At 67.7% G+C, this 21769-nt stretch carries 25 protein-coding genes; 12 read left to right on the top strand and 13 right to left on the bottom strand.

All coding sequences use genetic code 11. The features are described 5' to 3' along the window. Positions 1–478: 478 nt before the first annotated feature. On the bottom strand, positions 479–592 hold the full coding sequence (locus tag EDF28_RS19565; protein WP_260154805.1) for a hypothetical protein: 114 nt from the start codon (positions 590–592) through the stop codon (positions 479–481). Between the two features lie 327 nt (positions 593–919). Here EDF28_RS19565 and EDF28_RS09510 point away from each other — a divergent pair, with 327 nt between their 5' ends. Next, positions 920–1498 (top strand): NADPH-dependent FMN reductase, encoded by a 579-nt coding sequence (locus EDF28_RS09510; RefSeq protein ID WP_123938076.1) that lies wholly within the window; start codon positions 920–922, stop codon positions 1496–1498. Between the two features lie 150 nt (positions 1499–1648). On the opposite strand, the gene EDF28_RS09505 is transcribed toward EDF28_RS09510, so the two are convergent. Further along, positions 1649–1861, bottom strand: coding sequence for a hypothetical protein (locus tag EDF28_RS09505; RefSeq protein ID WP_123938075.1), 213 nt, complete (start codon positions 1859–1861; stop codon positions 1649–1651). 126 nt (positions 1862–1987) lie between these two features. On the opposite strand from EDF28_RS09505, the gene EDF28_RS09500 reads away from it, so the two are divergent. Then, entirely contained in the window at positions 1988–2203 is a 216-nt protein-coding gene (locus EDF28_RS09500; RefSeq protein WP_123938074.1) for a hypothetical protein, read from the top strand. A 647-nt stretch (positions 2204–2850) separates the two neighbouring features. Continuing rightward, positions 2851–3081 carry a hypothetical protein gene (locus EDF28_RS09495; RefSeq protein ID WP_123938073.1) on the top strand — a complete coding sequence of 77 codons (231 nt, stop codon included), beginning with the start codon at positions 2851–2853 and terminating at the stop codon, positions 3079–3081. 261 nt (positions 3082–3342) lie between these two features. Here the strand turns inward: EDF28_RS09495 and EDF28_RS09490 are convergent, their stop codons facing one another. Beyond that, entirely contained in the window at positions 3343–3540 is a 198-nt protein-coding gene (locus tag EDF28_RS09490; protein ID WP_123938072.1) for a hypothetical protein, read from the bottom strand. 151 nt (positions 3541–3691) lie between these two features. Further along, positions 3692–3817 (bottom strand): hypothetical protein, encoded by a 126-nt coding sequence (locus EDF28_RS19560; protein ID WP_260154802.1) that lies wholly within the window; start codon positions 3815–3817, stop codon positions 3692–3694. Between the two features lie 237 nt (positions 3818–4054). On the opposite strand from EDF28_RS19560, the gene EDF28_RS09485 reads away from it, so the two are divergent. Beyond that, entirely contained in the window at positions 4055–4618 is a 564-nt protein-coding gene (locus EDF28_RS09485) for a hypothetical protein (protein ID WP_123938071.1), read from the top strand. Between the two features lie 319 nt (positions 4619–4937). On the opposite strand, the gene EDF28_RS09480 is transcribed toward EDF28_RS09485, so the two are convergent. Then, a complete protein-coding gene (locus EDF28_RS09480; RefSeq protein WP_123938070.1) occupies positions 4938–6185 on the bottom strand; it encodes an MFS transporter in 1248 nt (415 codons plus the stop codon). 73 nt (positions 6186–6258) lie between these two features. After that, positions 6259–6774, bottom strand: coding sequence for a GNAT family N-acetyltransferase (locus EDF28_RS09475; protein ID WP_260154797.1), 516 nt, complete (start codon positions 6772–6774; stop codon positions 6259–6261). Positions 6775–6911: 137 nt separating this feature from the next. Here EDF28_RS09475 and EDF28_RS09470 point away from each other — a divergent pair, with 137 nt between their 5' ends. Continuing rightward, positions 6912–7313, top strand: a complete 402-nt coding sequence (locus tag EDF28_RS09470; protein ID WP_123938069.1) for an NUDIX domain-containing protein — start codon at positions 6912–6914, stop codon at positions 7311–7313. Between the two features lie 150 nt (positions 7314–7463). Continuing rightward, a complete protein-coding gene (locus tag EDF28_RS09465; protein ID WP_123938068.1) occupies positions 7464–8111 on the top strand; it encodes an HAD family hydrolase in 648 nt (215 codons plus the stop codon). Between the two features lie 187 nt (positions 8112–8298). On the opposite strand, the gene EDF28_RS09460 is transcribed toward EDF28_RS09465, so the two are convergent. From EDF28_RS09460 to EDF28_RS09450, 3 genes are all read right to left on the bottom strand, one after another. After that, positions 8299–8784 carry a GNAT family N-acetyltransferase gene (locus EDF28_RS09460; protein ID WP_123938067.1) on the bottom strand — a complete coding sequence of 162 codons (486 nt, stop codon included), beginning with the start codon at positions 8782–8784 and terminating at the stop codon, positions 8299–8301. A 616-nt stretch (positions 8785–9400) separates the two neighbouring features. Beyond that, entirely contained in the window at positions 9401–9859 is a 459-nt protein-coding gene (locus tag EDF28_RS19235) for a hypothetical protein (protein ID WP_123938066.1), read from the bottom strand. 149 nt (positions 9860–10008) lie between these two features. Next, positions 10009–10869, bottom strand: a complete 861-nt coding sequence (locus tag EDF28_RS09450; protein ID WP_123938065.1) for an esterase family protein — start codon at positions 10867–10869, stop codon at positions 10009–10011. 64 nt (positions 10870–10933) lie between these two features. Between EDF28_RS09450 and EDF28_RS09445 the strand changes: the two genes are divergently transcribed. Next, entirely contained in the window at positions 10934–11533 is a 600-nt protein-coding gene (locus tag EDF28_RS09445; protein ID WP_123938064.1) for a nucleotidyltransferase domain-containing protein, read from the top strand. A 112-nt stretch (positions 11534–11645) separates the two neighbouring features. On the opposite strand, the gene EDF28_RS09440 is transcribed toward EDF28_RS09445, so the two are convergent. Together EDF28_RS09440 and EDF28_RS09435 are read right to left on the bottom strand one after the other, a co-directional pair. Beyond that, entirely contained in the window at positions 11646–12461 is an 816-nt protein-coding gene (locus tag EDF28_RS09440) for a hypothetical protein (RefSeq protein WP_123938063.1), read from the bottom strand. Between the two features lie 193 nt (positions 12462–12654). Further along, positions 12655–13278, bottom strand: a complete 624-nt coding sequence (locus tag EDF28_RS09435; RefSeq protein ID WP_123938062.1) for a hypothetical protein — start codon at positions 13276–13278, stop codon at positions 12655–12657. Between the two features lie 577 nt (positions 13279–13855). Here EDF28_RS09435 and EDF28_RS09430 point away from each other — a divergent pair. Continuing rightward, on the top strand, positions 13856–14320 hold the full coding sequence (locus tag EDF28_RS09430; protein ID WP_123938061.1) for a hypothetical protein: 465 nt from the start codon (positions 13856–13858) through the stop codon (positions 14318–14320). A gap of 147 nt (positions 14321–14467) precedes the next feature. Beyond that, the gene (locus EDF28_RS09425) at positions 14468–15229 is read left to right on the top strand and encodes an SDR family NAD(P)-dependent oxidoreductase (protein WP_123938060.1); all 762 of its coding nucleotides are present in this window, start codon (positions 14468–14470) and stop codon (positions 15227–15229) included. On the opposite strand, the gene EDF28_RS09420 is transcribed toward EDF28_RS09425, so the two are convergent. After that, positions 15214–16665, bottom strand: a complete 1452-nt coding sequence (locus tag EDF28_RS09420; protein WP_260154795.1) for an MFS transporter — start codon at positions 16663–16665, stop codon at positions 15214–15216. The two genes, EDF28_RS09425 and EDF28_RS09420, sit on opposite strands and share 16 nt — an antisense overlap. Positions 16666–16800: 135 nt before the next feature. Then, positions 16801–17223 carry a helix-turn-helix domain-containing protein gene (locus EDF28_RS09415; protein WP_123938059.1) on the bottom strand — a complete coding sequence of 141 codons (423 nt, stop codon included), beginning with the start codon at positions 17221–17223 and terminating at the stop codon, positions 16801–16803. Positions 17224–17332: 109 nt separating this feature from the next. On the opposite strand from EDF28_RS09415, the gene EDF28_RS09410 reads away from it, so the two are divergent. The 3 genes from EDF28_RS09410 (at position 17333) to EDF28_RS09400 (ending at position 21767) form a co-directional block, all read left to right on the top strand. After that, a complete protein-coding gene (locus tag EDF28_RS09410) occupies positions 17333–18205 on the top strand; it encodes an oxidoreductase (RefSeq protein ID WP_123938058.1) in 873 nt (290 codons plus the stop codon). Between the two features lie 73 nt (positions 18206–18278). Continuing rightward, positions 18279–20351 carry a GMC oxidoreductase gene (locus tag EDF28_RS09405; RefSeq protein WP_123938057.1) on the top strand — a complete coding sequence of 691 codons (2073 nt, stop codon included), beginning with the start codon at positions 18279–18281 and terminating at the stop codon, positions 20349–20351. Between the two features lie 36 nt (positions 20352–20387). Further along, positions 20388–21767: a hypothetical protein gene (locus EDF28_RS09400; RefSeq protein ID WP_123938056.1), complete on the top strand. Its 1380-nt coding sequence runs from the start codon at positions 20388–20390 to the stop codon at positions 21765–21767. The last annotated feature ends 2 nt before the right edge of the window (positions 21768–21769 follow it).

The raw sequence follows: 21769 nt of genomic DNA, 5'->3' as shown, positions 1-21769 counted from the left end.
GGATCTACGGTGCTTTCGCGGTCGTCGCCGCGGCCTCCTTGGTCGTTCTGCTTCATCCTGCTTGGAGCGGCCGCCGCGCCTTGCTCATCGTCGTCGTACCGGCCGGAGCGCTACTCGTAGCGGGCCCTGCACTGCAATGGACTCTCGGACTGCCCTGGTCAAACTACGGAAGCGAGTCGACCGGCGATACGGCCATTGGCATCATCGCGACGGTTGTGTGCGGCGCCGTGCTCATGGGCTTCCGTCGGGCAACGAGGCGTAGGGCCCGACGTGACACAGATCAGGGGACGCGCGCTCACTGACCTGGTGAGCCAGCGGACGGCCTCGTGAGGGGCTGCGGAATTGCCTGGCCACCATGCGCCGTCGGCGCGAAGACCACAACGGTCGCAAGAAGGGACCCAGGGCTGACGTCGTTGTACTCGTCGCAGCACCTGCAGCATGCATGTCCCGATGACCGATGCGCTACTGCGACAGGGTTTCATTCCTGGAACGTGGTTCGGTACGCGGTGGGGAAGGCGCCGACGATGCTGCCGAAGTGGCGGCGGAGGTTTGCGTCGGATCGCAGCCCGGTCGCTTCGGCGATCTGGGTCATGGTGAAGTCGGTGCGTTCGAGGAGTTCTCTGGCCAGGTCGATCCTGGCGCGGAGGACCCACTACATCGGGGTGACGCCGGTGTCGGCCGTGAACCGGCGTGAGAACGTCCGCGCCGACACGTTCGCTTGGCGTGCAAGGGCGGCGAGGAGAGATCGTCCTGGAGGCGGTCGAGTGCCCAGGCTCGCCGTTTTGCGAGAGTCGCGGACGTCTTTGTCGGTCACACGATCAGCCAATCGGACTCGGTCCTGCGGCACCAGCGAGCGTCGTGACACCGGCCGTACAGATCGCGCCAGTTCGACCTGCGAACAACTCGGTACCGTGACCTGATGGTCTCCCTGCGCCTGCCCGTCATTTCATGCAGCCTCGACCCCGCCAGCTGCAGTCGCCGTCTCGCCGAGCAATCGGCAGCCCTCCTGACCGCGACGGGACACCGATCCGACGTCATTGACCTCGCATCGGTCGCGTTGCCGGCTTTCGACAACGACCGGGTGTTCGACAGTGATGCGTTCGGCGCGCTCCACAGTCTCGTCCGTGAGGCTGACGGGGTGGTGCTGGCGTTCCCGATTTACAACTGGGCTCCGTCGTCCACCGTTAAATCGCTCATCGAGGCCACAGGCGCGACCGGCGACGGCCGTTGTGCGGCTTGGTTCGACAAAGTGGTCACTTTCGTGTGCGCTGCCGGTCTGCCACACAGTTACATGGCGACCGGCGCGCTCACACAGTCCCTGATGTTGGACTTCAAATGCGTGGTGAACCCGTACACGGCGTACTTCTCGGAGCGGGACAGGGAAGCAGACACGCTCAGCGAGGACCGGGCCGCCCGCCTGAGCAAGACCATGACGGTGCACGCTGAGCTCGCGAGTCTGCTCAGCGGCAGAACCTACCGGTCGGACTGGGAGGTGTGAGCCTGCCAATTCGGTGTTCGGTGAGCGATCGCTCATCGGGACGCGGATTGGGGTGTGCGCCGGCGGAGAGTGGCGACGAGGAAGCGACAACCAGCGCGGCCGGTAGCCGATCGCCGATCGGACACTCCCATCGGCTCAGGATTGTTCCGTTCACTCACCGTCGGATCGGGCGGACCCGTGCAGTGCGAAGCCAATCGCACCAACGATCGCGGCCAGGAATCCCATCGCACTGATGACCAGCCCTCCGGCCATGAGCCCGACGTACCCGACGCCGGCGCCGATGAGCGCAATGACGAGTCCTGCGGCCAGAGCCCCCGCGCCGATTGCAAGGCCGAGCACACGAGGCGGCAGGCGGGACAACATGCTTGCATTCAACCCTCCACTCGCGGCGTCCGGTAGCTGATCGGCCAACGGAACTCGTCGAGGCGTGAAGCCGCACAAGTTCGCCGAGGCCACTTTGCCTGTCGTCGCCGGAACTACGCTCGCGTCGTGAGCGATGTTGACGAACCTGACGGCCCCATCCCAAAGACATGGACAACGCGCTATCGAATCCCCATTGCAGTCGGCACCGGGTTCTTGACCGCGCTGTGCTTCTGGCTGCTGTTCACCGGTGGCACGACCGCGAAGTGGATCGGTGGGGTCGGGTTGGCCGCCCTCGTCGTCTGGGTGTTCGTGTTTCAAACGCTCTACCGCCGCGGCTACTGACCCATCCGCGGCGGCGTCGCGTCACCGTCCCGCTGACCGAGCGGCTATCGACACGTTGCTGGATCGTGACCGTTGAGCGCTTCCATATCGGCCATGCTCATCTCGTGGACAAGCGTCAGATCATCGGGGCAGGGCTCGCGCTCGTCGTTGTGGCGCTCCTCGCAGCCTGCAGTGGCACCCCCGCTGATCCCGTCGACGCCGCTCGGAAACTCGACGGAGCACCGAGCTGGGTACACGTACCGACGGGGAAGGACTGCGGGCAGGTGGAAGTTCACGGGAACGGTGAACTGCCAGGAGAGGCACTGCGGTGCCTCGATCAGGTTGCACGTCACGGACGAACTGCCACCCTTGCCTGGATCCAGCGAACAACCGAAGGCGATCCCGTCCCGTTCTTCGCGCAAGTGAATGGCACCGCAGTCAAGGTCGCTTCCACATCTGCATACGACTCCTACGGTCAGAGCGGTTGGACCGTACATAGCTGCGCGGAACTCCTAGCACTGCCAGCGTGTAAGTAGAGCCGGTCAACGCCGCGAACGCCCGGCGAAGGATCCGCCAGCAGGGCGGGCCGGAGCTGCTTCCATCGCTTGCCTTGGCTATGCGTCGACGCTCTCAGCAGCGCGGCGGATCCATCGGCCATGCTCGGATGCATGCAGCGGTTGTGGGCTTGGATTTCGGCTTTCCTGGGCCTGGTCATCCTGGCCGTCGACTACGTCGACGGCGCGATCCTCGGGACCTGGTTCGACGAGCATGCTGTTTTTGATGCCCCGGACGTCATCGGCGAATTCTTCATCGCCGGCCTCGGTCTCGTCCTCCTTGTCGGCGGTGTGCTCACCGCCGTGCTCCCTCGGCGTCCCGCAGACCACTCGAGCGCCCCTTAGCAGATCGGCTATCGAGCCGGCGAGGCGCTGTTGATGGTAAGCAGACGCATGCGCATCCGCCCTTGGACTCTCACGCTCCTGATCGTGCTCGCGGCTTGCGGAGTTGGGCTCTTCGTGTTGCCACCAGGTGTACCGACAAAAATCATCGGAGCAGCGTGCGTCGTTATGGCGTTCGTGGTGTTGATCTCTTCTGAACGAGCTGGTCGGTCAGGCCGCTGACAGCACCGGCAGGTCATCGCTCGGTGCCCGCTAATCGATCCTTCAGCGGACCGGCGTCCTACTGACCGCCACGATCACTGCGACGACCCCGCACACGGCGATGATGGACCCCACCGCACCGAGGAATGGGCCCGTGTCGGTGAATCCAACGACAGCCATGGCGACTCCTGCCACAAACAGGATGAATCCGGCTACGACCAGCGTCGTCTTGGAATGTTGAGAAGCATTCGGGTTGCTCATGGCCCTCAACATAGCTCCCAGGGTCGGCAACCGACCGTCCCGATGACCGGTGGCTCAACGAACGCCGCCCAGCCCGCGTGGCTTCGCCCGGTGGAGGGTCGCGAAACGCGACAGCTTCACCGTCAGCCCGTCGTCGACCACGGTCCACTGGTCAGGTCGCGATGGCGGAGGACTGGGTCGCGAGAGCCCACACGATCACAACGATGATGGCGACGAAAGCGGCTACGCAACCGATGATTGCCGCCAGCCGGTCAGCCCGGCGTTCTTCGTCGCTCATGATCCCACTTTGTACCGGATGTGAGGCACGGGAGGTTCGATGACGGATCGTCCTCCGGACACCGTCAGACTCGCGCAACACGCCGCCTGTGAGCGGGGTCGTTCGGTGTCGTCGTTTCCGCACCGCCCCGTGTCCCGGTGGCCGACCCTCCTGCTTTACGACGCGGTAACGAGTCGTCTGAGTAGGCGCTGTCCCAGGACTGCCGAGCCCACGGCGCTGCTCGCAACGACAATCGCGGTGGTCCACGGGGGAAATCTCAACATTGATACGAAGAACGCGCTCGGCCAGATCGTTCCGATCTCGGCGAGGATGGCCGCCGCCCACAGGCTTGGAGTCATTGGCGCCAGCATGCTGGAGGACCGCGAACACGAAGAACACGAACAAAGTGGCCATGAGCCCGACGCTGAAGCCGAGAACGAGTGCCGGCAGTCCGGTATAGAACAACACGGCGACCGTGCTCAGGATCGCTTCTGGGAACGCAGACCATGGGCCTCGGAGGCGGGCTCCGGGCAGGAGCGTCATGCGGTACCAACGTGTCTTACACTTGGTAAAGTTGTAGGTGCCATCATGAATCCACATGTTTTCTTCGGAGTAATCGGGATTGTCGCCGTTGTGGTCGGATCGATTGTTAACATTTTTCCAGACGCAGCGCGCAAGGCTGTTCTAAAACAGCCTTCTTTACTGCCGAAAGAAAGCGTGAAGTGGCTCCATAGCCGAACCCTTGTTCGCACTGTCGGCATAGGCCAGGTGATAATTGGGGTCGCCTTTATTTTTCAATGGGTTGTCAGTGAGGCTGGGTAACCTGGATCTGTCAGGCGCAGCCCGCGATCCGGAGTCGCCCTTCCTGTGTGCGACGAATTCCGCGGCTACGACGTCCCGATTGGCTTCCGCATACCCCACAACGATCAACAAGCAATCACCATCGGTCGCTGGCTTGCGAGACGACCGCGGACACGATGACTGCGACGATCAGCGGGACGCCAACACACGGCACTCATGGGAGCACTCCCGCACCCATCGTCACTCCTCCCGCTCACCACGTCGGCAGGACCGGACTGCAATCAACCTAGCGACCAACGCCGTGCGGGGCAGTTCGACATGGTGTCCGTAAGCCGATCCTCTATCGAACGGCGTTGGTTCTGAGGGGCGAGCACATCGCGACGACGACGGCGCCAGCGAACACGAGGGTCACCGCTAGCAGCGCGAAGCCATCCCCAGCGACGGTCATGAGTGCGCCGCCACCCACTGCTCCCGCAGCCGCAAGGGTTCTGTTCGCGCTGCGCATCGTGCCGTTCATCCGGCCGAGAAGCGCGTCGGGTGTGACGGTCTGGCGGAGGCTCATTTCGTTCGCGTTCTCGCAGCCCGCGGCAGCGCCGTGTACGGCGAAGGCGACGAACAAGACCACGACGGTCGCTGGTGGTGCTGCGACGCCGAGGCCAACGGTCGTGAGCGCGATCGCTGCCCACGCGATCGGGTACGCGGCTCGAGCGGCGATGATCGTCCGGCCGGCGCCGAAGCGGTTGCCGAGACGCGGCGCCGCAGTGGCGCCGAGGAGCATTGTGACGCCGCTGACGGCGAGGATGGCCCCGTATACGGCCGCTGGGAGCGCGAGGGTGCGGAGCGTGTGTGTCGCGAACACTGTCAATCCGGCGGCGTTGGCGAGGAACCAGAGATGTGTCGACAGCGCCAGCGGTGCGAGCGTCGCATGGCCGTACGTCCACCGCAGACCATCAGCGATGTCGCTCCGCAGCCGCGCACCCGCCACGCGTGCTGCCGTTTGCTCGACAACGCGGACCCGGGCGATGAGGACAGCGTCGACGAAGTAGCTCACCGCATCGAGCGCTATGGCCACCGGGGCGGTCACGATGCTGACCAGGACACCTCCGAGAGCCGGGCCCACCGTCTGCGCTGCCGCGTCACTCTGATCCACCCGCGCATTCGCTGCCAGCAGGAGAGGACGAGGAACGATCCGAGGGAGGAGGGACTGCGCGGCGGCGAATCCCACGACGGACAAGATTCCGAACACGAACAACGCCGCCGCCGTCACCCAGAGGTTCAAGAGCCCGGTCAACCAAAGCACCGGAATCGCGCTCAGGCACACGCCACGACCGACACTCGCCCAGATCAGGAGTGGCTTGCGCCGGAACCGATCGACGTACGCGCCGACGATCAGACCGAACAATGCGTACGGCAGAAACTGGGCAGCGTTGACCAGTCCTACTTCGAACGGGCTAGCGTGCAGCACCGTCACCACGAGAACCGGCACGGCTACCGCGGTCACTGCTGATCCGAACGACGAGACGGTCGCGGCAGACCAGTACGGGCGGAACCCGGGCACTCGACGCAGCGTGGTCACGTCGTCGCCCATGCGCCAACGCTGGCAGACCGCAACGCTGCGAGCAAGAGAGGCCGCCCCCGTCCCTGTCTCGGTAGCCGACCGGCTACCGGACCAGCTCGTGTTCGTAGAGGCTGGACGCGAGTTGCCGCCCGCCCTCGAGGGCTGTCACCGTCACGTCGCGAACGTGCCGGAACCCTTGCTGTTCGTAGAAGCGCCGCAAGCCCGGGTTTTCCGTCGCACAGTCGAGCCGCACGAGGGCCGCCCCGCGCTCGGTAGCTCTGTGTTCTGCCCACACCAGCAGTCGTTGTCCGAGCCGGCTGCCACGATGAGTCTGCGCAACGGCCAGTCGGTGCACGTACACAGCGGAGCTGCTCTCCATGCCCCACGTCTCGGAGTCCGAGTCGGACACGGTGACCATGGCCACGATCACCTGGTGCTGACGCACGACGAAGAGATTCCCCTGCTCGGCGTCGCGGAGTAGAACACCATCCGGCACGGGGTCTTGCCACTGGTCTATCCCACGCGAGCGCAGCCACTGCCTCGCACCGTCGATGAGCGCTTGAGCTGCAGGAATGTCCGCGGCGCTGGCCGCTTCGACCACCAGCACGTCTTGATCCATAGGACGACGCTACGGGGTGATTTAAGCGGATACGAGCGGAAGCGCCGTCGCCGACCGCCCAACAGCCGATCGTCAGTCGGGACACCTTGACGCCGGGCTGTGGGACACGGCCAGGCGTTTCGTGGTGTGCTGGCCGGATGCGCGTCAGATCAGCGGCCGTCGTCATCCGAGGCGAGAGCCTGCTCGTCATCGATCGTTTGAAGGACGGTCGGAACTATTGGGTGCTTCCTGGTGGTGGGGTGGAGGAAGGTGAGAGCCTCCGTGAGGCTTGTCGGCGCGAATTGCTTGAGGAGACTGGCCTTGAGGCGATCATCGGCGATCTGCTCGACGTGCCAGTGGACAGCGCCGTTCCAGTGGCCTACTTCGCTGCCCAGGTGCGTCCTGGTCCGTTGGTGCTCGGTGGCCCAGAAATCGAACGAGCATCAGAACTGAACCAGTACGAGCCGAGGTGGGTGGAAGTGGCTTTCCTCGCTCAGATCCCGTTGGTACCGGAAGCGGCAAGACAGGCGGTGCAGCTGGTCGTCGAGGCCCGCCGGTAGGGGATCGGCTGTTGAGGCAAACTTGCCTCGAAGGACGAGAACTTGCGTTCCCCGATCGTCCCGGCAGTAGCGTCACGTGATGATCATTGATGTCCAGCTCCGTCCGACGGGCCGCGCCCCGGGCGCGCGCCGGATTACTGAAGTCCTCTGATGGCTCGGGCCGTCCTGCTGGACTTTTTCAATACCTTGGCGATCCGTTCCTCGAAGGGTCTCTGGATCGATGCCGCGCTGAGACAAATCGGCAGCGGCGATGAGGTCGCTCGCGAGGCGCTCACGGCAAGACTGTCGCAGGTGTGGTTGGTGGCGCGGTCGCTCTTCCCGGCCGAGAACTGGGACCTGCACCCGGCGAAGCACCGCAGCACGTTCATCGCTGCCATCAGTCACGACGGTGTCGCAACGCCAGCACTTGCAGAGGCGCTGTACGACGTCATGCCGGACCAGGTGGAGATGAACAGGGGTGCTGAGGACTTCGTGCGAGCGATCCACGATCAGGGAAAGAAGCTCGCCATCGTGTCGAACACGGCGTTGGATGTTCGCCCGATCCTGCAGCGCTGGGGGCTCGAGTCGCTGTTCGACGCGGTGGTCCTGTCCTACGAGGTTGGATGCGTGAAGCCGGACCCAGCGATCTTCCGGGTGGCGGCGCGCGAGTTGGGGGTCGAAGCGCCGGACTGCGTCATGGTTGGCGATACGCCAGTGGACGACAGCGGAGCCGTCGCGGTGGGAATGCAATCCGTCATTGCGCAGCCCGAGCAGATGTGGAGAGCGTTCGAACTCGTGCTGGGCGGATCGAGGCGCTAGGTACATCGACGAACGGCTTGGTTGTCGGAATCTGCGGCACACTCGATCGTGGCGTAGGCGCCCGAGTTGCACGACAGGTCCGGGAACGGATCGACGCGCTCTGGTGAGTGCTCTGGGGACCCGCCTGCGGAATCCGCCCGACGACTGCCGGCGTCTCACATGCCGATCGGCTACCGGGACGGCACGCTCAGGAGCGGATTGCGTAGCGCCGCACCCGGACGTCTCCGTGCTGTTCGACCGCTTTAAGTTTCGCGCCGTGGTGCTCGAGTGTCGCGATCGATGCCGCGTTATTGTCGAGGCAGAACGCCAGCACCGGGTTGATGCCCGACGACTCGGCGTGAAGCAGGACCTCGCCAAGGGCCCAGGTCGCCACGCCTCGTCCTCGGGCGGACGGGCGGATCCCGTATCCGATGTGTCCGAAGCGGTGCACGCGCTCGTCGTCAGCGGAGCGGAGCGCGATTCCGCCGAGGACTTTCCCGTCTTCGACGATCCACCACAGTTCGCCTGAGCTCTGCTGGGTCCACGCGATCCAGGCTTGGAAGCCCTCAAGGGTGTCGACGTCATCCTCCGCGCCGATGCCGAAGCCGTCTTCGTGTAGCCCCGGACCCCATTCCCGGTGCGCCTCGCTCCATGCCTCGAACAACTCCGCGCGCGGTCTCACCAGTTCGATCACAGTTCATCCTCGCAATCAGCCAGGCCGAGAACCAGGACCAGGCAGCGCCTCGTCGACGACAGGACAGTGGTTCACCGAACGAGAGATCGTTGTCCGTGTCCTGCGGGACGATCAGCGCCCAAACTTGCCAGTGGTTCGCTTGGACTCCCATCGAGCTGGTGCGGCTCATTCCGAGAGTGCTCGACCGCGGCCATAGCCTCCTTGATGCGCGCGAGCGACAGGTCTGCGGCGGCCGCTCGTTCCAACAGCCGCGGCATCATCTCGTCGCTCTGGCTGTTGCGATCCCACCCGTTGTTGCCGATGAAGTGCAGCGTCTCGAGAAGGTCGCGCTGATCCTTGGTGAAACCGATCCAAGAGAGATCAGCAGGAGGGGCGTCATGACTCGATTCTGCTGGTCGACTCTGGTGTTCGATGACCGATCGGCTGCCGGCCGCGCTGGTTGTCGCTTCGTCGTCGCCACTCTCCGCCGGCGCACACCCCAACCCGCGTCCCGATGAGCGATCGGCTACCGGACTCACACCGGCGAAAGTTGGAGGACGACGAGTCGAACCACGGCGGTCATCCGACAACCACGACTCGGGTTGGCGACTCGTCTTGGACCGGCGATTAGGGTGAGTCAACGTCGAAACGCGTCGCTGCCGTCGGTCTGCTCGCGGCCGCGCATCACCCACCCCTGGAGGAATGGAAGGCCCACCGCCACCACCAGTCCGATCACGTAGACGAAAATCGTGGAGCGGGCGTCATGGTTCTGTGAGTAATTCGACCACCGAATCCCCAGCACCACCTGGACCAACGGGCCCAGCGCTGCGATCACTCCGCCCGGTAGCACGGTCAGCAACCACGTCTTGCGCCAAGTCCGTTCCTTCCCGTCCCAAATCCCAAGCGCACCAATTGTCGCGCCTATCGCGACCCCGCCCCAAAGCCATGACGCCCCTGACATTCGCCAACCGTCGTGTGTCCACCACGCTTCGATCAAGGCGGTCGTGCGTGCCCATGCATCGGACGACACGTATCTTCCCGGCGCCGCCGGCAGTGGCCACCCGATGATCGCAAGAACACCAGTGGCAGCAGCCACCAGACCGACCAACCAACTAAACAACCTGCGATGGTCGACCGGCTCAACGTCGAATGACTCGATTCTCACCGTCGCACAGACCAAGGCGTTCTGAAGCTCATGGTCGAAGCGTATCGGCCACTCTGTCCCCAGGCTCGATAGCTGATCGGCTATCGGACGGACGCGGGGTGAGTTTGCCAGAGCCAGCGGAGCGCGTCGGGGAGAAGTACTCCGCCGTGGTTGGGTGAATGGCCGCCGTCGCCGACAACGAGGCGAAAGTCGTAGCCCTCGCGCGCGAGTGAGGCCGCGGTGTCCAGGCTCTCGGCGAACCAATTCCACTCAGGCTCGTTCCAGTGCAGATCGCGGTGACCGGCGTGGAGGAACAGACGTGTCTGCCTGCGGGGTTCGGTAGCAAAAAGGGCCGGGTACGGGTTGCCGCCGGGCATCTGCGCGAAGCTCGGGTTGAAGGCGATCGCTCGACCTAGGCCCTCGGGTCGGCTCCACGCCGCGGTGACGGCAGCGTTCCCGCCGCTACTGCCACCACAGATGCCGCGCATCATCGGATCGTCCGAGACGGCGTAGCGCTCTCGCACGATGGGGAGCACCTCGTCGAGGAGGAAGCTGGCGTACGTGTCGTTGAACGCGTCGTACTCGGCGTTGCGGTGCTTCGTCGGCGTTCCGTTGACATCGAGCACGCCAGGGTCCACAAATACGCCGATCATCTGTGGCAAGTCACGGTTGGCAGCGAGGTTGTCGAGGACGATCCCACCGCGGACGTCGCCGTCGGGATCGAGGTACCACCAGCCGTCGTTGAAGAACATGACCGCGCTCGGCTCGTCGGCCCGATGCCCTGCTGGGCGGTGCACCCACACACTTCGCGTGGTGCCCGGGAAACGCTGGCTCTCTTCGAGCTCGAACTGTTCGGTCGAGCCTGGCTCAACGCCGACGCGTGTCACAGAGTCAGGTCCGTACTCGTACGAGACGTTGTCCTGAGACAGAGGTAGAGCAGCGAATGGTTGCGGCGTCGACACGCTCGGATGCTACCGGGATCGCTTCGTCCCGCAGAGCGATCGCCCGGGCACCTATGGTGGCGGCATGCGCCGACGCTACGACCCATCCGTGGACCGATGGGCACCATTGTCTGTGGCGAGCGTGCGAGAGGTCATCGCTGGTAGCCCAGCGTGGCTCTCCGGTGGGTTCGGCCTCGATGCCCTCCTCGGGTACACCTCACGCGCGCATGGCGACATCGACGTGAGCATCGTCGATGAGGACTTCCCCGCCCTCGCCGCGGCACTGCCCGGTTGGATGCAGCTCTTCGCCGCGCAGTCAGGGCAGCTCGCGCCGATTGACGAAGCCGTCGACACGGAACCGCTGGACAACATCTGGTGTCTCGACGGACGATCAGGACTCTGGTGCTTGCAGATCAACCGAGAGGCCGGCGACAGCGACAGGTGGCTCTACCGCCGAGTTCCGGCGGTCCAGCGCCCGTGGTCCGCGGCCGTCCTCGACGTCGAGGGATTACGGGTCGTCGCGCCCGAGGTGCAACTGCTCTGGAAATCCGCCGACCCGTCCGCGAAAGACGAATCGGACCGAGCAGCAGTGACACCGTTGCTCGACGACGAGGCACGTCAGTGGCTCCACGAGGCGATCACACGGGCGCACCCTGGATCAGCATGGGCCAACGCGTTCCGTTGACGTCTCGATCGCCGATCGTCGATCCGAAAGAATCCGCAAAGTCTGATCTGTCGGCTGGCTGACCTCCATATGGCGGGGAGAACAGGCGGGAGGAGTCCGTGCGCTCGATGCTTCAACCGAGGTCGAAGTCGACGATCGCTGCGACGTGGGCGGTCGCGGTGACCATGCGAGCTCGCCATTCCCGAGGATCCTCGTCGCGACGGTCGATGGCGCCGAAGTCATCTCGAGCCAGGAACCGGATTCCGTCGCCTTCGACGTAGCCGACGCTCGCCCCGCGTGCACGGACCAGCATCGGCCAGGTCACATCGTTCGTGATCGACGTGTCGCGACTCTGATCGACGATCAACTGTGCGGTGTCCCGGGTCATCAAGCGCATGGCGATCATCAAGTCCCACCGATTCGCGAGGCCGTTTGCAAGCCCGTACACGTGGTTCACGATCTCCTCAGTTCGGCGAAGCCGATCCGAGGCAGCCTCCATCGCCACAGCGGAGCGTCCAACGACGAGGAAGTCGACGTCGCGTCGAGCGAGCGTGCGCTCCGCTTCCCCTCGAGCACCGCTCACCCATCGCAGGATGTGGTCCAGGTCCGAGTGGAACAGCCATCCGCAGTCGCTTTGCAACCCGAGGTCCAGCGCGTTCTTCCTCGCCGTTCCGATCCCGATCGTGCCCGCAGCGTGTTCGTCGCGGAGCAACGGCACAGCCAGCGCACGCAGTGCCGCGATCGTCGCCGGATGAGTTTCAGCGGTGGCGTTCACTGCCACAGCACCGAACACCTCCGCGAGGGCGGGTCCGGCGGCCCCGACACCCGCAGCGAATTCTCCGAGCGGGTCGTGACAGGTCGCAACCAGGCACACCGACTCCGGAGCCGCGTGATCACCGAACGTCCCGGCGGCCCGAGTTGCAACCACGTCGTCTTTGAAGCCAGGCATCACCCGACCATACGACGTTGCTCCAGGACACCCGACGAAGCGAGTGCTCGAAGGTTTGCCAGACTGCGCCATCCGTCCGGTGGCCGATCCCCTTCCGAACGCCCGCCGCCGCCGCAGGTGACCACTCGTGCCGTCGAAAGCGGTGCCAGGTACCGGCTCCCGTTCGTGTCGCGGAGGTCGGCGTCAGACAGTCTCAGCCGTCCTCGCGTTGAACGCCAGGGACGTGCGCGATTGCCTCACGCACTCGCTGCCACCGACGTCGTTCGATCCAGCTGACGACCGCGATGAAGACGCTGACGCCCAGGAAGCCGAGCAAGAGAACCCCCGAGGTGAGGTTCGCGCCAACGAGGGCGACTCCGAACCCGATGAGCGTTGGCCAAAGGTTCCTCGCTGATGCTTGCTGCCGACGCGTCAGGAGGTCGACGAGCTCCATCGAGTACGGAGTGGGCGCTGTCTTCCCGCGCATCTGCAAGCGGACGGCACGCCGTTGATCACGCTCGAGGAGTGAGGTGGGGGTTCGCTCGCCGCTGCCGAGGAAGGGCTCCAAACCGTCGTGCCGGCGGGCCCACAACCACCCGAGCAGAGCGATGGTGACCCCCGCGCCGCTGACTATTGCCTTCCAAGGCGATGGCTCGAGTGTCGCCAGGATTGTACCGAGCGCGAAGGAAATAGAGGCTAGTCCGGTCAGGACGGCCTGCACTGATGGACCGACGACTATCGGCCCTCGGTCTACAAGCACCCTGGCTTGCTGCGCGGCAGCGACCCAACTCGAATCGACTTGCTCCTCACGGAATAGAGGTTCTCTCGGATCGCTCACGCGTCGAGCGTACGACCCAGTGCGCGCATCAGACCGATCTCAACGAGTAGAGACGGTCCCGCGCAACCCCAGGCTCGCGGCATCGGGGCCTGCACAGGGGTGCCCGGAACTATCACGTCCCATAGCTGGACATGAGTCTCCTCCTGGTCCTGCCCGGGCCTCGAGGACACCGATGATGAATCGACTACCGCGCGGCGGCGGAGAGGGACAAAGTCCGTCCGCGTCAGTCCGTTGGGAAAGGGCGCCGTGCAAGCCACGCAGTGAACCCGACGAGGAGTAGCGCATCGAGCGCCAGGAGGAAGAAGCCCCACCCGGCTCCGAACCCGGCTGCAAGTGATCCGACGCCGACAAGGACGAGCGCGATAGCTCCCAGCGCGAGGAACACGGGGAGGATCCCGCTCAGACGGGGTTGGGCGTTCAGCGTGAGCTGAACCTCGCGAACCCATCGTTCATCCCGGCGACGACGGTGGCGAAGAGCCGTCCCGATAGCCGGATCGGTGGACGCTGTCAGGATCGAGCGGGTTCGGGACATCTCTCAGGAGAAGCACCGATCCGATCGCTCGAAGGAGTCAGCACCATGCAGACCCACGTCCGTCCCCTCGTCGCCGCTGCGGCGGCCGCCGCGCTCGTCGCCGTCCTCACCGGCTGTGCCGCAGCATCGCAAGCCGGCCCGGCGGCCTCCACGCCGGACCCCGTCGGGACCAGCACGTCGACGAGCCCGACGCCGACCGAGACGACCACCCCGTCCCCGACCGCCATCGCGACGGCCCCGTCCCCGACCGCGTCCGCGACACCCACGGTCTCGGCGCTCGCCCAGCACATCCACGACGAGTGCAACAAGGGCGCCGACGACGCCGGGGTCGTCCTGGAGTTCACCGCGGAGCCGTCCGGGTACACCAGCGACGGCAAGTACCTGCTCGTGTACCCGATCAAGCAGTTCACGGACGGCCACACCGACCCGTGGGCGATCTACAACTGCACCCTCACCGACGACACGGTCGGCTCGACGTTCGTCGGCGGCGGCGTGACCGACACGCACTGAGCGACCAGAGGCGGTGGACGTGACCAGCGCGGGAGGCGCGGCGCGCGACGGACGCACGCCGCGCCTCCCGGCCGGGTCGTGTACGCAGGGCGGTACCTCGTCGACGCGGTGCACCGCGCCGACCCCGCTCAGGAAGGCGCCCGCTCCATGACCTCACCCTTCGACCTCACCGGCAGGACCGCCCTCGTCACCGGCGGCAACCAGGGACTCGGCCGGGCCTTCGCCTTCGGCCTCGCCGAGGCCGGCGCCCGCGTCGCGATCGTCGGGCGCTCCGCGGAGCGCAACGCCCGGGTCGCCGCCGAGGCCGCGGATGCCGGCCACGACTTCGTCACCATCACGGCGGACATCACCGACGGCGAGCAGGTGGCGCGCATGACCGAGGAGGCCATGACCGCCCTCGGCCGCCTCGACGTGCTCGTCAACAACGCCGGCACGTGCCACCACCGGGACGCGTTCGACGTCCCCGACAGCGAGTGGGACGACGTGTTCGACCTCAACGTCCGCGCACTGTGGAAGACGTCGACGGCGGTCGGCGCGCACATGCGCGATGCCGGTTCGGGCTCGATCGTGAACATCGGCAGCATGTCGGGCCTCATCGTGAACCGGCCGCAGTGGCAGCCGGCGTACAACGCGTCGAAGGCCGCCGTGCACCACCTGACGAAGTCGCTCGCGGTCGAGTGGGCGAAGTACGGGATCCGCGTGAACGCCGTCGCCCCCGGGTACGTGAAGACCGAGATGGCCCCGGTGGACTCCCCGGAGTTCCGGCGGTACTGGATCGAGGACGCACCGCAGCAGCGCTTCGCCCTGCCCGAGGAGATCGCGCCGAGCGTCGTCTTCCTGGCGAGCGACGCGGCGTCGTTCATCACCGGATCCGTGCTCGTGGCGGACGGCGGCTACAGCGCCGTCTGAGCCGGTTCGGCCACCGGCGTGCCCGCGCGGGTCGTCGCGCGGGCCATGCCGACGGCGACGAGCACGGCGGCGACGACCGTCAGGACGACGCCCGCGACGGTGATCCCGTCCTCGAACGCGGCCAGCCGATCGACGCTCCAGGACGTCGTCGCGATGCTGCCCGGCACGAGCAGCGCCAGGACCGTCCCGGTTGCCGCGATGCCCACCGCGGTCGCGAGCTCGCTCGAGGTGTCGACGAGCGCCGCCCCGACCGACGTCCGGTTCGACGGCAGGCCCTGGAGCACGTTGTTGCCCGCGACGACCCCGACGACCCGCATCCCCGCGGCGACGAGGACGAGGGCCGCGGCGACCCAGCCGTACCCGGCACGCCCGCCGACCGTGAAGAGCGCGAGTCCTGCGACGACGGCGCCGGCGCTCAGCCAGGCCGCGCGGCCGAGGCCCACCCGCTGCACGAACGGGCCGACGAAGCGTCCGGACGCCAGGAGCACCACCACCTGCGGCAGCGTGCCGATCGCGGCGAGCGCCGGCGACCACCCCCAGGCGAACTGCAGCTGCAGCGTCACCAGGTACGACAGGCCGGAGACGGCCAGTCCGGAGGCCGCCTTGTACGCCAGACCACTCGCGACGAGCGGACGGGCGAGCAGGCGCAGGTCGAGCAGCGGCTGCGCCGCGGTGCGCTCCCGCCGCACGAAGGCCGCCACCGCAGCGACCGTCACGACGACGCCGGTCCACCCCGGCCAGGAGGCGCTGCCCGCCTCCGCGAAGAGGGTGGGCGTCCCGAGTGCACCGACCAGGGCCGTGGTGCCGAAGAGCGCGCCGGTCACGTCGATCCGGTCGGGGTGCAGGTCCTCCGGTCGGTCAGCGGGCACGCCGGCTCGGATGCCGATGAACGCGAGCGCCGCGATCGGGACGTTCACCAGGAGCAGGGCCTGCCACGGCGCCACCGCGAGGGCGAAGCCGCCCGCCGTCGGACCGACCGCGAGCCCGACCAGGCCCGCGGTGGAGATGACCGTCAGCGCCCGGACCCGCAGGGCGTCGGTGTCGAAGAGCCGGAAGGCCAGGGCCATCGACCCGGGCGTCGTCATGGCCGCTGCGAGCCCCATGAGCGCGCGGACCGCGATGAGTTCGCCGGTCGTGGTGACGAGCGTGGTCGCCAGCGCGGAGAGCGCGAGCAGCACCAGGCCGACGAGCATCACCCGGCGTCGGCCGAACCGGTCGGCGACCGCACCGAACAGGAGCATGAGGGCGCCGAACACGACCGAGTAGGCGCCGGTGACCCACTGCAGGCCGGGCGTCGACGCGTGGAGCTCACGGCCGATGGTGGGCAGGGCGACGTTCAGCACCGAATTGTCGAGCATCTCGAACAGGAAGACGGCGGACAGGCCGGCGAGGGCGATCCCGGCGTCACGGAGCCGGGCGGGGGAACGGGTGGACACGTGCACTCCTTCGATGAAGAAGTGGCGACTCGTCCGAGACCGCGTGTGGGTGCCTGGCCGACGGAGCGACGAGGCGTTTTGCCCTCTGCGAAGACCATACGTCCCGCCGGACGTCCGGTGCAAGCGCGCCGGAGGCTAGCCGGTGACGTCGTAGCGCTCCTGGTGCGCGGCCACCTCGTCGCGGTGGGCTTCCGACCAGCGCTTGAGCTGCCGCACGGTGCCGTGCAGCGAGAGCCCCAGATCCGTGAGCTCGTACGTCACCGTCACGGGTACCGTCGCCGTCGCCGTGCGGACGACGAGGCCGTCGCGTTCGAGCGACTTCAGCGTCTGCGACAGCATCTTCGGACTCACGCCCGCCAGGACGCGACCGAGTTCGGAGTACCGCATCGGCCTCGGGTCGCCGTCGCAGTCCGGGCCGCTCCCGAGTGCCGACAGCACGAGCGTCACCCACTTGCCGGAGACCCGTGCGAGCAGCTGCTGGCTCGGGCAGGCTGCCAGGTAGGCGTTGTACTGCGCCTTGGCGTCAGCTCGTTGCTCGGCGGCGGTCGTGGTCGGCACAGGGCTCCTCGGGTAGCAACGCACTTCTGGGTAACTCCTTCCGAACGGGAAGCAGTTCGTCAAGAGTGGAACACGAGCAACCGCTCCACAAGTCCTCGAAGGAGATCCGATGACCACCACCACCCCTCGCCTGCCGGGCGGCACCTGGACCCTCGGCGACCGGCCGGTCGCACGCTTCGGCTACGGCGCGATGCAGCTCACCGGTCCGTGGGTCGTCGGGCCGCCGAAGGACCACGACGAGGCCGTCGCCGTGCTCCGGGACGCCGTCGCCGGCGGCATCTCGCACATCGACACCGCCGAGACGTACGGCCCGCGTGTGGTCAACGAGCTGCTGCACGAGGCGCTGCACCCGTACGCCGACGACCTCGTCATCGCGACGAAGGTCGGCGCGCGGCGCGACGCCCGAGGCGGTTGGCCGACTGCTCGGGAACCCGACCAACTGCGTGCGCAGGTCGACGACAACCTCGAGACGCTCGGCGTCGATGTGCTGGACCTGGTCAACCTGCGGTTGGGCGATGCGAACGGTCCGGTCGCGGGGCCGATCACCCCGGCCTTCGAGACGCTGGTCGACCTGCAGCGACAGGGGGTCATCCGGCACCTCGGGGTGAGCAACGCGACGACGGACCAGGTGGCGGAAGCGCAGGGGATCGCACCGATCCTGTCGGTCCAGAACATGTACAACCTGGCCAATCGGCAGGACGACCCACTCATCGACCGGCTCGCGGCCGAGGGAGTCGCCTACGTGCCGTTCTTCCCGCTCGGCGGCTTCGCCCCGTTGCAGTCCGAGGTGCTCTCGACCGTGGCGACACGGCTCGGGTCGACGCCGATGTCCGTCGCCCTGGCATGGCTGCTGCGCCGGTCGCCGAACATCCTGCTGATCCCGGGCACGTCGTCGCGGGCGCACCTGCGCGAGAACATCGAGGGTGCCTCCGTCGTGCTGAGCGACGACGACCTGCTTGACCTCGAGGGCATCGGCGGCTGAGCCCGGCCCGTACCCCGCCGTGTCCGTTACGGTGCTCGTGGGCGGCACCGGCGCTGCTCGAGAGGCAGGACCGATGACGGACCACGCGGCCACCGCGGCGCAGGAGTTCCTCCGCACGCACGAGGAACGGCTCCGTGCCCTGGTCGACCGGGTGGTGCCGGCGGACGAGTACCCGTCGGCGTCCGAGGCCGGCGCACTCGACTTCCTGGCCGGGGTCCTGGTCGACCGGCCGGACTGGCTGGACCGTCTCCGTGCCGTCGTCGCGCACGCGGACGACCACGAGGGCGTCGACGAGCCCCGGGACGAGGACGATCCCGACTGGACCTGGTTCGCCGAGCTCGTCGCCGCGGGGTACTACGCCGACGCGGGGAACGGCGGGAACGCGGGGGAGCGGTCCTGGGACATGGTGGGGTGGCAGCCCGGTCCGCCGGACGGATGGAGCGTGCCGGTACCGGTGGCGACCGCAGCGCCCTCGGTCGTGCACCCGTCGCAGCTGGCCGACCGGTACGACGCGGTCGTCGTCGGGTCGGGCGCCGGCGGGGGTGTCGCGGCGTGCGGGCTCGCCGAGTCCGGTCGGCGCGTGCTCGTGGTCGAGGCCGGTGGGTGGCCCGGCACCGCGGAACTCAGCCGTGACCACATCCGGAACCCGCGGTCGAGCTGGGGCGTCGCACCGCGGTCGGGGCCGTCCGACGTCGGCAACCCGCGGACGGTGGCGGACGGTCGCGAGCTCCTGGTGCTCCGGCCCTCGTCGCCGGGGTGGCACAACAACGCCGTCACGGCCGGCGGCGGCACACGGGTCTACGGCGCCCAGGCCTGGCGGTTCGGGCCGCGGGACTTCGCGATGGCATCGACGTACGGCGTGCCGGACGGCAGTGCGCTGGCCGACTGGCCGTTCGGGTACGACGACCTCGAGCCCTGGTACGAGCGCGCCGAGTGGGAGATCGGGGTCAGCGGCGGTGACGTCGACGGTCCGTGGTCCGGGGAGCGCTCGCGCGCGCGACCGATGCCACCGCTGCCGTCCGGGGCAGCGCGGGACAGGCTCGCCGCCGCCGCGGACGCCCTGGGCATCTCGACGGTGCACGTCCCGCTCCTGATCAACTCGACGCCGTACCTGGGTCGCCGCGCGTGCGAACAGTGCGGCATGTGCGTCGGCTTCGCGTGCCCGGTCGACGCCAAGAACGGCAGCCAGAACACCATGCTGACCCGCGCGTTCGCCACCGGGAACGCGTCGATCGTGCTCGAGTCGCGGGTCGCCCGACTGCGCACGGACCATGCCGGCCGCGTGGTCGGCGTCACGATCGTCGGCACCGCGGACGGCCGCGACTGGCGGGCCGAGGTCGACGCCGCCGAGGTCGTCGTCGCGGCCGGAGCGGTGGAGTCGGCACGGCTCCTGCTGAACAGCCGGAGCGACCAGGAGCCCGACGGCATCGGCAACGGTGCGGACCAGGTCGGCCGGCACCTGCAGGGCCACGTCTACGGCGGCGCGATGGGGGTCTTCGACGACGTGGTGGACGACGGTCTCGGACCGGGGCCGTCGATCGCCACCACCGACTACCGGCACGGCGTGCCCGGGCAGATCGGTGGCGGGATCCTGGCGAACGAGTTCATCGCGACGCCGTCGAACACGTACCAGTACCTCGTCGGCACGGGGCTCGCGCCGCGATCCGGGCTCGACGGCAAGCACACGATGCGGGACCTGGCGCGGCGCAGCATGCGGATCATGGGGCCGATCCAGGAGGTCACCACGGCCGACGCACGCGTCCGGGTCGATCCGGCGGTGACGGACCGGTACGGCATCCCGGTGGCGTCGTTCAGCGGTGGGGTCCACGCCGAGGACGTCCGTGCTCGCGACCACACCAGCGCCCGGAGCGGCGACTGGTTGCGCGCGGCCGGAGCCACGCGCGTGGCGGAGCTGCACGGTACGGTCCGGGGCACGAGCGGTGGCCAGCACCAGGCCGGCACGCTCCGGATGGGGACGGATCCGGCGACGTCGGTCGTCGACCCGTTCGGCCGCGTGTGGGGACACGACAACCTGCGCGTGACCGACGGCTCGGTGCACGTGACGAACGGCGGGGTGAACCCGGTGCTCACCATCCTGGCGACCGCGATGCGGAGCGTCGACGCGATGGTCGCGCAGCACGGTTGACCACGTGCCCGGTCCGCCACCGATACGGTGGCGTCCGTGACCGACGACCCTGAAGCCGCCATCGCCCAGCACGTCCACGACGCGTGGGACGGTTCCCTGCGGCTCGTGCACATCACGATCTCGGACGAGGACGGCGACGCCTACCCCGGCCAGGACGTCGACCGGTGGGTGATCGACGTCCGGGTGCCCATCACCGACGACGAGGCCGAAGCGGTGTCGGTCGCCGAGGTCGCCGCGTACACGAGCCGGTCACCGGAGTCGGTCGAGGCACTGGTGCTCGGCTACCAGGTGTCCGACGTCGACGGGGACTTTGCCGCGGCGATCGTGGTGCCGGACGCCACCGGCGAGACCTTCCTGTCGCTGCAGACGCACGCCGCCGAGATGCTCGGCAAGCCGGACCTGCTCGCGCTGGACCGGCTCACCGTCCGTCCGGCGTACCGCGGGCTGCCCGGGCTCGTCCCCGCCGTGCTCGACGCCGTGCGCCGTGGCCCCGCCGGTCGTTCGGCGTCGTGGGTGCTCGCGGACCCCTCGGTGTGGAACGTGCCGTTCGAGGACCAGGACCGTGCGGCCGGCGAGTTCGTCCAGTGGGCGGACACCCCCGTGCTCGCGTCGATGAACGCAGACCACGAGGACCTCGAGCGGTTGGCCGCCGTGCCCCCGACGGGCGGCATCGTCATGGGCTCCCGCTCGGACGAGGTGCACCTCGGCGACGCGCTCGACGAGGCGTTGGCACGTCCGGCGATCGCGGTGGCGTTCGCCCTGCCGCCGAAGCTGCCGGCGAGCATCTGGGCCGCCGCCCCCGAGGACGTCCACGGCGTGCACCCCGACGAGGCCACCGGGTCCATCACCGTCGAGACGCACGACGAGCAGCTCGAGGTCGTCGGTTCGCCGGGCACGGCACCGCAGCTGGTCGGGACCTCGGCCTCGGCCGACGCCGCGACGCAGGACTGGCTCCGGGCGGTGCACCAGCGCTGGTGGCAGTACGAGCCCGGACTGCACGACCGGATCCACGAGGTCGTCGACGAGTACCTGACGTCGGGGGAGATCGAGTCCGTCACCGACGAACGCGCGCCGCACCTGCACGCACCGGACCTGCCCGTGTTCCGCACCGAGTGGCCCGGGATCGGCGAGGTGCACCTGGAACCCCTCGGCGAGGACACCGAACCCGTCGTGTACGACGCCGTGCTCGAGGTCGGCGATGCCCACGACCACATCGGGGTCGTCGTCGTGCACGAGTCCGGGCACGTCCGCGCGTCCCTCCACGACGAGTGGAACCCCGCTCTGGTCGACGTGGGCGGTGCGCTCACGCACCTGGTCAGCCTCGGTGCGGGGGAGTTCTTCGCGGACGCGCTGCACGACGAGCTGTCGGCCGGCGCCGAGCACGCGATCCTGACGGGCGACGTCCGGGGCCACTGACC

It is taken from the genome of Curtobacterium sp. PhB137 (assembly GCF_003814955.1).
Lineage (GTDB): Bacteria > Actinomycetota > Actinomycetes > Actinomycetales > Microbacteriaceae > Curtobacterium.
This window is presented reverse-complemented; position numbering and strand designations above follow the sequence as displayed.